At 72.5% G+C, this 11882-nt stretch carries 14 protein-coding genes; 4 read left to right on the plus strand and 10 right to left on the minus strand.

The features are described 5' to 3' along the window. Nucleotides 1-380: 380 nt before the first annotated feature. Both LLG88_12575 and LLG88_12580 read right to left on the minus strand, forming a co-directional pair. Nucleotides 381-1775 (minus strand): hypothetical protein, encoded by a 1395-nt coding sequence (locus LLG88_12575; GenBank protein MCE5247739.1) that lies wholly within the window; start codon nt 1773-1775, stop codon nt 381-383. Continuing rightward, nucleotides 1772-2119, minus strand: a complete 348-nt coding sequence (locus LLG88_12580; GenBank protein MCE5247740.1) for a hypothetical protein — start codon at nt 2117-2119, stop codon at nt 1772-1774. Before LLG88_12580 ends, LLG88_12575 begins: the two co-directional genes overlap by 4 nt. A gap of 94 nt (nt 2120-2213) precedes the next feature. Here LLG88_12580 and LLG88_12585 point away from each other — a divergent pair, with 94 nt between their 5' ends. Next, nucleotides 2214-3614, plus strand: a complete 1401-nt coding sequence (locus tag LLG88_12585; GenBank protein ID MCE5247741.1) for an MFS transporter — start codon at nt 2214-2216, stop codon at nt 3612-3614. 65 nt (nt 3615-3679) lie between these two features. Here LLG88_12585 and LLG88_12590 read toward each other — a convergent pair whose 3' ends face one another. Both LLG88_12590 and LLG88_12595 read right to left on the minus strand, forming a co-directional pair. Further along, a complete protein-coding gene (locus tag LLG88_12590) occupies nt 3680-4075 on the minus strand; it encodes a DUF2752 domain-containing protein (protein ID MCE5247742.1) in 396 nt (131 codons plus the stop codon). Continuing rightward, nucleotides 4072-4314 carry a hypothetical protein gene (locus tag LLG88_12595; GenBank protein ID MCE5247743.1) on the minus strand — a complete coding sequence of 81 codons (243 nt, stop codon included), beginning with the start codon at nt 4312-4314 and terminating at the stop codon, nt 4072-4074. Before LLG88_12595 ends, LLG88_12590 begins: the two co-directional genes overlap by 4 nt. Before the next feature lie 384 nt (nt 4315-4698). On the opposite strand from LLG88_12595, the gene LLG88_12600 reads away from it, so the two are divergent. After that, a complete protein-coding gene (locus tag LLG88_12600; protein ID MCE5247744.1) occupies nt 4699-5070 on the plus strand; it encodes a DUF5684 domain-containing protein in 372 nt (123 codons plus the stop codon). On the opposite strand, the gene LLG88_12605 is transcribed toward LLG88_12600, so the two are convergent. From LLG88_12605 to rpmE, 5 genes are read right to left on the minus strand one after another with little or no spacing between them, the layout of a single operon-like run. Beyond that, nucleotides 5060-5500, minus strand: a complete 441-nt coding sequence (locus LLG88_12605; protein ID MCE5247745.1) for a DUF2752 domain-containing protein — start codon at nt 5498-5500, stop codon at nt 5060-5062. The two genes, LLG88_12600 and LLG88_12605, sit on opposite strands and share 11 nt — an antisense overlap. After that, on the minus strand, nt 5500-6369 hold the full coding sequence (gene prmC / locus LLG88_12610) for a peptide chain release factor N(5)-glutamine methyltransferase (protein ID MCE5247746.1): 870 nt from the start codon (nt 6367-6369) through the stop codon (nt 5500-5502). The genes LLG88_12605 and prmC overlap by 1 nt, the downstream gene beginning before the upstream one ends. Then, nucleotides 6366-7436: a peptide chain release factor 1 gene (prfA, locus tag LLG88_12615; GenBank protein MCE5247747.1), complete on the minus strand. Its 1071-nt coding sequence runs from the start codon at nt 7434-7436 to the stop codon at nt 6366-6368. The genes prmC and prfA overlap by 4 nt, the downstream gene beginning before the upstream one ends. A gap of 14 nt (nt 7437-7450) precedes the next feature. Then, a complete protein-coding gene (locus tag LLG88_12620) occupies nt 7451-8389 on the minus strand; it encodes a DUF1385 domain-containing protein (protein ID MCE5247748.1) in 939 nt (312 codons plus the stop codon). A 20-nt stretch (nt 8390-8409) separates the two neighbouring features. Then, nucleotides 8410-8646, minus strand: a complete 237-nt coding sequence (rpmE, locus tag LLG88_12625) for a 50S ribosomal protein L31 (protein MCE5247749.1) — start codon at nt 8644-8646, stop codon at nt 8410-8412. A 199-nt stretch (nt 8647-8845) separates the two neighbouring features. Here rpmE and LLG88_12630 point away from each other — a divergent pair, with 199 nt between their 5' ends. Beyond that, nucleotides 8846-9373, plus strand: a complete 528-nt coding sequence (locus LLG88_12630) for a hypothetical protein (GenBank protein ID MCE5247750.1) — start codon at nt 8846-8848, stop codon at nt 9371-9373. A gap of 67 nt (nt 9374-9440) precedes the next feature. Further along, nucleotides 9441-10577 carry a trypsin-like peptidase domain-containing protein gene (locus LLG88_12635; protein MCE5247751.1) on the plus strand — a complete coding sequence of 379 codons (1137 nt, stop codon included), beginning with the start codon at nt 9441-9443 and terminating at the stop codon, nt 10575-10577. A 582-nt stretch (nt 10578-11159) separates the two neighbouring features. On the opposite strand, the gene rho is transcribed toward LLG88_12635, so the two are convergent. Then, nucleotides 11160-11882, minus strand: a 723-nt coding sequence (gene rho / locus LLG88_12640) for a transcription termination factor Rho (GenBank protein ID MCE5247752.1), incomplete at its 5' end; no start/stop codon positions are given.

The raw sequence follows: 11882 nt of genomic DNA on the forward strand, positions 1-11882 counted from the left end.
TCGACGGACACGCGCCCTATCGTCCCAACGCGAGAAACGACACAGCGACCGCGGAACGAGGCCGCGGCGCGCGGCGAAACAAGACGCACGAACCATCCAACACGGACCATCCCCCAGCAGCCAACCGGCAAGGCGCGCAACTGAACACGACAGCGCGTCGGGCGTGCGGGGGCGGCGGCGCAGCCGTTGCCCCGAGGCGGAGCCGCCGCCCCCGCCGCACGACGCGCATCCCGCGAAACGCGCGGGCAGTACGCAGACACCACGCGCGTCCCGCGAAACGCGCGGGCAGTACGCAGACACCACGCGCATCCCGCGGGACACGCGCGCAATACGCCAGCGGAACCCGCGGCCAAGTCCGCCCCGACGGAACGGCGCCCGTCTCAAGCGGCGTCGCCCGTCTCCGACGTCCGCGGAAACATCACCAACACCAGCGCCGCCGCGAGCGCGCCGGCAAGACCCGGCTCGAGCCCCGGCGGGAGCTGCGCCCGCATCAGCTCGAGAGACAGATCGACCGCGCCGCCGACGAGCATCGAGGCCGCCACGCCGCGGCCGGAGGCGCGGCGCCAGAGCAGCCCGATCGTCATCGCGGGCAACAGCGCCGCGGTGAAGAACCCCCAGCCGAGGATGCCGAGCAAGGCCACCGTCCGCGCGCTCTGCGCCCCGAGCAGCGTCCCCGCCGCGGCGACGACGACCGTCGCCGCGCGCGCCGCACCCACGCCGCGCGGCGCGCCGCCGCACGACTCCGGCAGGTCGCGCGTCAACGCCGCCGCCGCGAGGTTGAGCAGCGACGACGCGCTCGACATAAGCGCCGCCAGCACGCCGACCCCCGCCAGCAGCACCGCCCACGGCCCGAGAAACTCCATCGTGCGCGGCGCCAGGTCGTCCGGCCCGCCGAGCGCGATCTTCCCTTGCGCCGCGAGCGCCGAGCCGCCGATGCCGACGCCGATCCAGACCGTGAGCGTCAGCACCAGCGCGAGGGTCAGCACGCCGGGCAGCCGCCGCAGCTGCTCGCCGGAACGCAGGAAGAAGAACTTCTGCACGTAGCGCGGCTGCGCGCAGACGCCGACGCAGAAGAGCGCGTAGAAGCCGAACGCCTTCGCCGGCGCCGCGGCCCCGAACGACCCGAGGAGCTGCGGCCGCGCCGTCTCCAGCGCGGCGACCGCGCCCGCCGGCCCGCCCGCCGCCGCCAGCGCCGCCGCGGCGATCGCCACGGCGACGAGGGCCATCACGCCCCCCTGCACCGCGTCGGCCAGCAGCCCCGCGCGCATCCCGCCGAGCGACGTGTAGAGCGTCGTCGCCAGCATCAGCGCGACGGCGCACCAGAGCCCCGGCACGCCGAGGAAGATCTCCCCCAAGACGAACGCCGCGCGCGCGTCCACGGCGAGCGAGGCCACGCCGCCGACGACGATCACCAGCGCCGCCGCGACGCGCACGGCGCGCCCGCCGAGCTTCCGCTGCAGCAGCTCGGGGATCGTCACCGCCTTCGTGCGCGCGACGAGCTCCACGACCGGCTCGCCGACCGCCCAGCACTGCAGCGCGCCGGTCAGCGGCGCCGAGATGATGATCCAGAGCGAGCCGGCGCCGATCGCCAAGAAGAGCCCCGGCCCGCCGACGAAGGTGAACGGCGAGAGCGCCGCCGCCGTCCCCGCGATCCCGACGAGCCACGCCCCGGCGCGCCGCCCGGCGACGAAGTACTCCGCCGCGTCGCGCGCCCGCCGCGCCCCCCACCAAGCGACGAGCGCCGCGAGAAGCAGCACCGCGACGAGGACGATCATCGGCGCGGCCCCTTGAACGTCCGCGCGTAGAGCCACGGCACGATCGGCAGCGGCAGCGCGAAGAGGACGATCAGCACGAAGCCGAGACCGCCGAGCGGCTCGCCGCGCAGCGCCAGCGCGCCGAGGAGCCCGCCGACCAGCCAGATTGCGACGAGCGCCAGCGCGATCTTCAGCCCGCGCGACGGCCGCCGCGCGAGCGCGGCCGCGCAAAGCGCGAGCGACGCGGCCGCGACGAAGAGAGCCGCGGTCCACGGCCAGACGATCCCGCAGGCGAAGAGCGCGGCGAGCGCGACGACCGCGGGGCGCACGAGGCGGTCGAAGAGCGAGGCGGGTTCGGCGGCCATGCGCGGGAGTGTAGCCCGAAGCCCCGCGCGGCGCGGGCCCGTTTGAAGCGACAGAGGCGGCGGCGCGCGGCGCCGGCTCGTACAGTATCGGCGTATGGTCGAATCGCTCCCGCTTCCGCCGCGCCGTCGCTACGGCGTCCTCGTCGCCATCGGCTCGTGCTCGTTCATGGCCGCGCTCGACGGGAGCATCGTCAACACGATCATGCCGATCCTCTCGCGCGACTTCCGCGCCCCGCTCCACGACGTGCAGTGGGTCTCGACGACCTTCCTGCTCGTCGTCGCCGGGCTGATGCTGACGTTCGGGCGGATGGGCGACATCTACGGCCACAAGCGGGTCTACCAGTCCGGCTTCGGCCTCTTCGTCCTCGCCTCCGGCCTCTGCGGACTCGCCGGCTCGCTCCCCGCGCTCGTCGCGGCGCGCGGGCTGCAGGCGGTCGGCTCGGCGATGATCCTCTCCAACTCGCCGGCGATCCTCACCAAGAGCTTTCCGCCGGAGCAGCGCGGACAGGCGCTCGGCATGCAGGCCAGCATGACCTATCTCGGCCTGACGCTCGGCCCCTCGCTCGGCGGCTTCCTCGCGCAGACGTTCTCCTGGCGCGCCGTCTTCCTCGTCAACCTCCCCGTCGGCGCCGCGGCCTGGACGCTCGGCTGGGCGCTCGTCCCGCGCGACGCGTCGCCGCCGAAGCGGGAGCGGTTCGACCTGTCCGGCGCGGCGCTCTACGTCGTCGCGATGGTCGCGCTGCTCCTCGCCCTCGCCCAAGGGCACGAGTGGGGCTGGGGCGCGCCGCCGACCGTCGCGCTGCTCGCCGGCGCCGGCGCCTTCCTCGCCTCGTTCCTTTGGCGCGAGAGCCGGGCCGCGGCGCCGATGCTCGACCTCGGGCTCTTCCGCTCGCGCGTCTTCGCCGGCTCGGTCGGCGCGGCGGTGACCAACTACCTCTGCGTGACCGTCGTCTCGTTCATGCTGCCGTTCTACCTGATCCAGTCGCGCGGCCTGCCGCCGGCGCGCGCCGGCCTGCTCCTCTCAGCGCAGCCGATCGTGATGGCCGTCGTCGCCCCGCTCGCCGGGACGCTCTCCGACCGGATCGGCACGCGCCTCCCGACGGCGCTCGGGATGGCGCTGCTCGGCCTCGGCCTCGCCGGCCTCTCCGCGGTGGACGCCGCGACGCCGCTGGCGCACATCGGCTGGCTGCTGACGGTCGTCGGCCTCGGCACGGGAATCTTCATCGCGCCGAACAACAGCGCGCGGATGGGCGCGGCGCCGCGCGGGCGGCAGGGGGTCGCGGCGGCGACGCTCGCCACGGCGCGCCAGACGGGGATGATGCTCGGCGTCGCGCAGTCGGGCGCCGTCTTCTCGACCGTCGCGGCGCGCGCCGCGAACGCCGGCCTCGCCGACGCCGCCTACCGCGGCGTCGAGGCGGCGTTCGTCGCCGGGGTCGTCGTCGCCGCCTTGGGCGTTCTCGCCTCCGCGCTGCGCGGCGACGCCGCGCGTCCCTGACGCGGCGCCGAGCTGCCGCCACGCGTGGTTTTGGCGGCGAGCGGCCGCGTTCGTTGCGGGATCGCTCAAGCGGAAAGACGAACGCCCATCCAAGCGACGAACAGGACAGCGGCGACGCCGTGAACGGACGCGTCGGCGAGAATCAGCCGCCGCGAGACGGGACGTTTCTTGACGCAGAAGTGCAGTCGGAAGAGGAGTTCAGCGATCACGCCGACGAACAAGGGCACGGCCAAGGGGTTCAGCCGCGCTCCCGCCAGGTCGCCGCGCCACAGCGCGCCGAAGTCCCTCGTCAGCCCGCAGAGCGGGCAAGGCCGCCCCGCCAAGACGGCGAACGGGCAGCGCCACAGCGAAGGGAACCACGCCTCGAAATAGCCGGAGATGAAGGGCAGCAGCAGGGCGTAGACCAACAGCCCCGCCGCCGCCCAGTTGACGGCCCGGTAGCGACCGGCGGCTTCCGTCAATGCGCGGAAGTGGCCGCTGCGGCCGCCGCGGCGAACAGACTCGTCCAAGCCACGATCAGGAGAAGGGCGACGCCGTTCAACACGACGCCCGCAATCCCGATGCCCTTCGGCTGTTCCTTCTTTGCCTTCAGGGCGACATCGACGACGCCAAGCACCAAACCAATGAGGGCGGGCAACGCGGCGAGGTAATTACAGAAGGGAACGAATCCCAAGATCGCCGCCACGATGCCGATCACCATCGACGCAACACCCACTCGTCCTCCCCTCCTGGGCCCCTGGCCCAGGCGACAACTCGTACTCGGCTGGAGGCGTTCCCGCCCCAACCGAATGTCCGTATCCCTTGTCACCCCCAAGGGCGCGAATCGAAGAACGCGATCCGCACTATGCGACTCGCGGAATTTGAGTCAACTCTTGCCGCCGAGTCAAGAGCCGCGCCGTCAATCTTCGGCGAGGGCGCAGCGACGAGCGACGAGAAGCCTCGCCGCCGTCGCGCGCCGCGCCCCTTACTCGCCGCGCGACGGCGGCAAGCCCCAAAAAGCGACGCGCGGGGCGTTGACCGGATTCACCGTTTCCGCCGATCATGCCCCGTCTTCTGAACAATTCTCTGAACAAGGAGGAAGGTCATGGAAGAAACGGGGTCCCAAGCCGCGGCGACGGGCATCGCGATGGCGGCGATGTTTGGCTATTTCGTGGTCTCGCTCGTTCTCTATCTCTATTTCTCGTTCTGCCTGATGACGATCGCCCGCAAGACCGGCCACACCGACGACTGGATGGCGTGGGTGCCGATCGTCAACATCTACTACGCCTGCATCGTCGCCGGGAAGCCGGGATGGTGGACGATCCTGTTCTTCATCCCCTGCGTCAACATCATCATGGGGATCCTCGTCTGGATGGCGATCGCCGAGAAGCGGAACAAGCCGTCGTGGTGGGGCATCCTGATCATCGTCCCCTGCGTCAATCTCATCGTTCCAGGCTATCTCGCCTTCAGCGACTGATCCACCAGCGGGCCGCCCACCAGAGGAGCAGCCCGCAGAGGGCGATCGTCGTCGCCCGGTTCCACCACTGATCCCAGCGGATCGTCCACGCGGCGGCGTGGCCTCCAAGCCGCGCCGCCCGCGAGGGCAGCGCCGCCAGCGCCATCAGCGCGGCGAGCGAGCCGAACGGATGCTGGGCGTACGAGGCGGCCAAGCGCCCGTGCAGCAGCAGCGTCACCGAGCGGGTCATGCCGCAGGCCGCGCACGGCCGGCCGGTCAACGCCGAGAACCAGCAGACGCCGGGCAGGTCGAAGCCGAACAGCGAGAGACGCCACGTCGTTCCCTCGGCCGCCGGCGCGATCAGCGCGCCCAAGACGAACATCCCCGCGACGAGGCCGACGACCGTCCAGTCCGAACGCCGTTGCCGCGCTTCGCCGTCGCCCGCGGACATCAGGCACCCCGCCGCGCGACGACGATCCGCGCGCGGTCGAAGCGGTCGCGGAGCACCGCGACGTCGCGCCACGCAGGCGCCAGTTCCGCGGCGACGACCGCCGTCTGCGCCGGCGCCATCTCCAGCAGCAGCCAGCCGTCCGCGGCGAGCCGCGCCGGCGCCTCGGCGCAGAGCCGCCGGATCAGCGCGAGGCCGCCGTCCTCGGCGACGAGCGCGAGGCGCGGGTCGTGGTCGCGCACCTCCGGCTGCAGCTCCGGCCACTCCTCCGGCGCGACGTACGGCAGGTTGGCGACGACGACGTCGAACCCCGCGCCGGGGGCGAGCGCCCCGAGCAGGTCGCCGCGCGCGAGGCGCACGCGGTCTTTCAGCCCCAGCGCGTCGCGGTTCTCGCGGCAGAGCGCGAGCGCGTCGGCCGAGACGTCGATCGCGAGGACGCGCGCCGCGGGATGGCTCGCCGCGAGGGCGAGCGCCACCGCCCCCGTCCCCGTCCCGACGTCCGCGGCCAGCGCCGCGCGCCCGCGCGGCAGCCGCTCCCGCGCGGCGAGCGCCAGCTCCTCCGTCTCCGGACGCGGCACGAGCGCGCGCCGATCGACCTTCAGTTCGAGCTCGAGGAACGGCCAGTGGCCGACGAGATGCTGCAGCGGCTCGCGCGCCGCGCGCCGCGCGACGAGCGCGGCGAAGCGCGTCTCGACGTCCGGGGAAAGCGGCTCGCGCGAGCGCGCGAGGAGCGCACCGCGGCCGAGACCGAGCAGCTCGCCGAGCAGGATCTCCGCCTGCTCGCGCGGCGCCTCGCAGCCGGCGCGCTCCAGCGCCGACGCGGCCGCGCGCAGCGCCGCCCCGAGCGAGCCCGGAGGCGGCCCGGCGCTCACGCTTCGTTCTTGAGCCGCTCGGCCTGCTCCGCCGTCGCCAGGGCGTCGATCAACTCGTCGAGGTCGCCGAGCATCACGGCGTCCAGGCGGTGCAGCGTGAAGCCGATGCGGTGGTCGGTGACGCGGTTCTGCGGGAAGTTGTAGGTGCGGACCTTCTCCGAGCGGTCGCCGCTGCCGACCATCGACTTGCGGGCGGCCGCCTCCTGCGCGTGCTGCTCGGAGAGCATCTTGTCGAGCACGCGCGAGCGGAGCACCTTCAGCGCCTTGGCCTTGTTCTTGTGCCACGACTTCTCGTCCTGGCACTGCACGACGATCCCGGTGGCGAGGTGCGTGATCCGCACGGCGGAGGCCGTCTTGTTGACGTGCTGCCCGCCGGGGCCGGAGGCGCAGAACGTGTCGAGGCGGATGTCCTTCTCCTCGTCGATGACGAGGTCGACGTCCTCCGCCTCGGGGAGCACGGCGACCGTCGCCGCGGAGGTGTGGATCCGCCCCTGCGCCTCGGTCTCCGGCACGCGCTGCACGCGGTGCACGCCCGACTCGAACTTGAGCCGCGAGAAGGCGCCCTTGCCGGCGATGTTGGCCACCGCCTCCTTCACGCCGCCGATCTCGCTCTCCGACAGGTCCACGACGTCGAAGCGCCAGCCGCGGGCCTCGGCGTAGCGTTGGTACATCCGGAACAGCTCGGCCGCGAAGAGGCTCGCCTCGCCGCCGCCGGTGCCGGCCCGGACCTCGAGGATCACGTTCTTCTCGTCGTTTGGGTCGCGCGGCAGGAGCAGCGCGGTGATCGTCCGCTCCAGCTCCTCCGCCCGCGCCTCGAGCGACCGCGCCTCGTCGCGCGCCATCGCGCGCAGTTCCTCGTCCTGCTCGTCGCGCGCCAACTGCCGTGCGTCGTCGAGCTGGGCCTCGGCGGCGCGCCAGGCGCGCATCGAGTCCACGACCGGCTCGAGCTCGGCGAACCGCTGCGCGAGCTCGCGGTAGGCGGAGGCGTTGGCGGCGACCGCGGGGTCGGCCATCCGGTCGGAAACGTCGCGGAACTCGGTCTCGATCCCCTCGAGCCGGCCCCTCAGCAGTTGTGCGTCGCTCACAGCACGACCGACGCCGCGCCGCCTTCGAGTTCGGCCGCGCGGTGGAAGGCGGCGAGCGCGACTTGGACCATGCCGTCGTCGGGCTCGCCGGTCGTCAGGCGCTGGAGCCAAAGCCCCGGCGCGACCAGCGCCCGCCCCGCGGCGCCGCCGCGGCGGGCCGAGAAGCGAAGCAGTTCGTAGGAAAGGCCGACGACGAGCGGCAGCAGCGCGAGCCGCGCCAGCCCCTTCCCCCACGCCGGCCAGGCCGAGGGGACGCAGCAGAAGACGAGGATCGAGACGACCATCACGAACAGCAGGAACGACGTCCCGCAGCGCGGATGGAGCACGGAGAAGCCCTGCGCGTGCTCGACGTCCAGCGGGACCTTCGCCTCGAAGGCGTGGACGACCTTGTGCTCGGCGCCGTGGTAGCGGAAGAGGCGGCCGATGTCCTTGACCATCCGGATCGCCGCGATGTAGCCGAGGAAGAAGACGCCGCGCAGCGCGCCGTCGATCAGGTTGTAGGCGATCCCGCCGCCGATCCCCGGGAAGAGGCGCTTGAGCCCTTCGGTCAGCGCCAGCGGCAGGGCGAAGAAGAGCGCCACGCCGACGAGGAGCGCGCCGAGCACGCTGATCCAGAGCGCGGCGCCGGTCTTGGCGGACGACGCGCCGGCCTGTTCTTCGGGGAGCGCCTGCTCCGCGGAGAAGTTCAGCGCGCGCAGACCGATCCCCAGCGACTGGAAAAGGGTCGAGACGCCGCGCAGGAACGGCAGCCGCAGCAGGCGGCGCCGCGCCGACCAGGAGGGGGCTCGCTCGGAGAGATAGACAATCTCCCCGTCAGGCCTTCGCACGGCGACCGCGAAGGCCTGCGGGGAGCGCATCATCACCCCTTCGAGCACCGCCTGGCCGCCCAGGAGGACGTTCTCCTGGGCCGCGAGGAACAGCGGCAGGAGGCGCATCGGGCGGGGCTCGCGGGCGCTCAGGCCCGGCCCTTCTGGCGCCGCTCGGCCTTCTTGTCCACGCCGGCGTAGCGGCGCTGGAAGCGCTCGACGCGGCCGGCGGTGTCCACCAGCTTCTGCTTGCCGGTGAAGAACGGGTGGCACTCCGAGCAGAGTTCGACGCGCAGTTCCTTGCGCACGCTGCGGGTGGTGTAGGTGTGGCCGCAGGCGCAGATCACGGTGCAGTCCGAGTATTCAGGATGGATTCCAGGCTTCATGGCGTTTCCCTTTCGCGGGCGGACCCTTCCCGCCGGATCCCGGCGAGGGCCGGTCGTCCGCGCAACCGGGGGATTGTAGCGGCGCCTTCCCGTTTCCACCAACCGCGGGCGGACAGTTGTATCCTTTTGTAGCGCCTCGTCCCGGATCCGGGCCGTCGGCCCGGGCCGCGGGGCCTCGTCGCAATCGGGGAGGTTTGCGATGAAATTGTCCGTCGCCGCCCGTTTCGCTGCCGTCTTGGCCGTGTCGCTTCTGGCCGTTGCCGCCGCGCCGTCCAACAACGCCGCCCCGCAGGCCTCCGACCCGAACCGGCCGGAGGGCGCGCAGCAGGCGACGCTCGAGGTCTCCGCCGACAAGCTGTTCGACCCGGCGGCGGCCGATCCGCAGAGCGGGACCGTGGACGTCACGTTCCCGGAGCACCTCTGCGACCAGGCGACGCTGGTCGTCCTCCGCTTCCGCCCGGTCAAGAACGTCGGGGACGGCCGGCCGGGGTTCAGCGTCCGGGCCTCGGTCTTCGTCAACGCCGGCGACGCGCGCGCGGTCGAGCTGCGGCTGACGCTGCTCCGCGGGACCGACGAGGTCGGCGGGGGCTCGATCCCCTGGTTCCGCGCCGACGCGAACGACATCAGCTCGAAGACCGGCGTCATGGGGCTCAACGCGAAGGACCTCGCCGCGGGCCAAGGGCTGAAGCTCAAGGTGCTGCTGTTCGTCCGGCCGCTCGTGCCCTGAGCCGTCGCCGCGCCGCTTGCCCGCCCCGCCCGGCGATGCGATAAGTTCCGCCGGCAAGGAGACTTCTATGCGCATCGCCCCGCTCGTGCTTGCGCTTTCCGTCGTCGCGGCCGCCGGCTGCAGCTTCAGCGTCGAGGACCGCACCCCCAAACGCCGTCCCGCGCCGCGCGCCGAGGGGAGCGCCGAAACCGCAGCGCCGGCGCCCCGCGCGCCGATCGCGACGCCGATCCCCGAGGGGCTCAGCCCCGAGGAGCGGCGCGACATCGAGGTCTTCCGCCGGGCGCAGGGGGCGGTGGTCAACATCACGAGCATGGCCACGCGGCGGGACTTCTTCACGCTCGACGTGATGCAGATCCCGCAGGGGATGGGCTCCGGGTTCGTCTGGGACCAGGCGGGGCACGTCGTCACCAACTTCCACGTGATCGAGAACGCCGACCACCTGACGGTGACCCTCTCCGATCGTTCGGAGTGGGACGCCGAGGTGGTGGGGGCGACGCCGGACAAGGACCTCGCCGTGCTGCGGATCAAGGCGCCGTCCGCGCGCCTCGTGCCGCTGGCGGTCGGCGAGTCGCGCAACCTGCTCGTCGGGCAGCGGGTCCTCGCGCTCGGCAATCCGTTCGGGCTCGACCACACGCTGACGGTCGGCGTGGTCAGCGCGCTGGGGCGCGAGCTGCAGTCGCCGTCGGGGCGGACGATCCGCGACGTCATCCAGACCGACGCCGCGATCAACCCGGGCAACTCGGGCGGGCCGCTGCTCGATTCGTCGGGACGGCTGATCGGGGTGAACACGGCGATCTACAGCCCGACCGGCGCTTCGTCGGGGATCGGGTTCGCGGTGCCGGTGGACACGGTGAAGCGGCTCGTGCCGCAGCTCATCCAAAAGGGCCACGCGACGCAGCCGGGGATCGGGGTGCGGACGATCTCCGACCAGGCGGCGCGCGAGAACGGCGTCGAGGGGATCGTGGTCCTCGACGTCTCGCGCGGCGGGCCGGCGGCGCAGGCCGGGATTCAGGGGATTCAGCGGGTGCGGGGCGGCTACCAGATCGGCGACGTGATCGTCGCGGTGGACGGGCGGCGCGTCTCGAAGCTCGAGGAGATGCTGGACGCGTTCGAGTCGGCGGGGGTCGGGGCGTCGGTGACGCTGACGGTGCAGCGGGACGGCCGCCGGCGGGACGTGCGGGTTTCGTTGGCGGATGTGCGGTAAGGCCCGCGCGGTTTCGCGGGCGTAGGACCCGCGCGGTCCGCTGCAGTAATGCCCGCGGGTTTCGCTGCGGTAATGCCCGCGCGGTCCGCGGGTCGCGCGTCGTGCGGCGGGGGCGGCGGCTCCGCCACGGGGCAACGGCTGCGCCGCCGCCCCCGCGCGCCCGACGTGCTGTCGTGTTTGGTTGCGCGACCTGTTGATTGTCCGCAGGGGGGCGGTCCTTCTTGGATGGTCCGTGCGTCTTGTTTCGCCGCGCGCCGCGGCCTTGGACCGCGCTCGTCTTCGGCGACTTGGCGTTGCGGCGTTAGGGCGCGTGCGTCTTGAGGGTCGCGCGTCGCGCGGCGGGGGGGCGGCGGCTCCGCCGCCGGGGCCAAGGCTACGCCGCCGCCCCCCGCCGCTCGACCCGCTCGTCGTTTTTGGTTTCGCGCTTTGATGGACGCCGTTGCGGCGACGGGCGTGTAGGGGCGGCTGGCGCGCCACGACGATCGTCGGAACAACGGCGCCTCCACCGCGCCTGCCGCCCGACGTGATTCACGCGAAACGTTGCCTTGCGTCGCAAGGGCGCGCGGGAATGGCGTCGCGGCGTCAGGCGGCCATGCTGTCGAGGAACTCGGCGTTGGTCGTCGAGCGGCGGAGGCGGTCGAGGAGGAGCTCCATCGCCTCGACGGAGTTCATTTGGTCGAGCGCCTTGCGGAGAACCCAAATGCGGCGGAGCTGGCTCTCCGACATCAGCAGCTCTTCCTTGCGGGTCCCGGAGCGGGCGACGTCCATCGCCGGGTAGATCCGCCGGTCGGCCAGCTCGCGGTCGAGGTGGATCTCCATGTTCCCCGTTCCCTTGAACTCCTCGTAGATCACTTCGTCCATCCGCGAGCCGGTGTCCACCAGCGCCGTGGCGAGAATCGTCAGCGAGCCGCCTTCCTCCACCTTGCGCGCCGTGCCGAAGAACTTCTTCGGCCGGCTGAGCGCCGCGGCGTCGATCCCGCCGGAGAGGATCTTCCCCGTCGTCGGCTGGATCGCGTTGTAGGCCCGCGCGAGGCGCGTGATCGAGTCGAGCAGGATCACGACGTCCTTCCCCAGCTCGACCATCCGCTTCGCCCGCTCGAGCACCATCTCCGCCACCTGCACGTGGCGGCTCGCCGGCTCGTCGAACGTCGAGGAGATCACCTCGCCGCGCACCGTGCGCTGCATGTCGGTGACTTCCTCCGGCCGCTCGTCGATCAGCAGGACCATCAGCGTGACGTCGGGGTGGTTCTCGGCGACCGCGTGCGCGATCGTCTGGAGGAACATCGTCTTGCCGGTGCGCGGCGG

The organism is bacterium (genome assembly GCA_021372775.1).
Taxonomy (GTDB): domain Bacteria; phylum Acidobacteriota; class Polarisedimenticolia; order J045; family J045; genus JAJFTU01.

Bases quoted from the DNA above. Each gene is read 5' to 3' on its own strand.
- LLG88_12630 (MCE5247750.1), top strand. From the start codon at position 8,846: ATGAAATTGTCCGTCGCCGCCCGTTTCGCTGCCGTCTTGGCCGTGTCG.
- LLG88_12575 (MCE5247739.1), bottom strand. From the start codon at position 1,775: ATGATCGTCCTCGTCGCGGTGCTGCTTCTCGCGGCGCTCGTCGCTTGG.
- rpmE (MCE5247749.1), bottom strand. From the start codon at position 8,646: ATGAAGCCTGGAATCCATCCTGAATACTCGGACTGCACCGTGATCTGC.
- LLG88_12635 (MCE5247751.1), top strand. From the start codon at position 9,441: ATGCGCATCGCCCCGCTCGTGCTTGCGCTTTCCGTCGTCGCGGCCGCC.
- LLG88_12595 (MCE5247743.1), bottom strand. From the start codon at position 4,314: ATGGTGATCGGCATCGTGGCGGCGATCTTGGGATTCGTTCCCTTCTGT.
- LLG88_12605 (MCE5247745.1), bottom strand. From the start codon at position 5,500: ATGTCCGCGGGCGACGGCGAAGCGCGGCAACGGCGTTCGGACTGGACG.
- LLG88_12580 (MCE5247740.1), bottom strand. From the start codon at position 2,119: ATGGCCGCCGAACCCGCCTCGCTCTTCGACCGCCTCGTGCGCCCCGCG.
- LLG88_12585 (MCE5247741.1), top strand. From the start codon at position 2,214: ATGGTCGAATCGCTCCCGCTTCCGCCGCGCCGTCGCTACGGCGTCCTC.
- LLG88_12600 (MCE5247744.1), top strand. From the start codon at position 4,699: ATGGAAGAAACGGGGTCCCAAGCCGCGGCGACGGGCATCGCGATGGCG.
- LLG88_12620 (MCE5247748.1), bottom strand. From the start codon at position 8,389: ATGCGCCTCCTGCCGCTGTTCCTCGCGGCCCAGGAGAACGTCCTCCTG.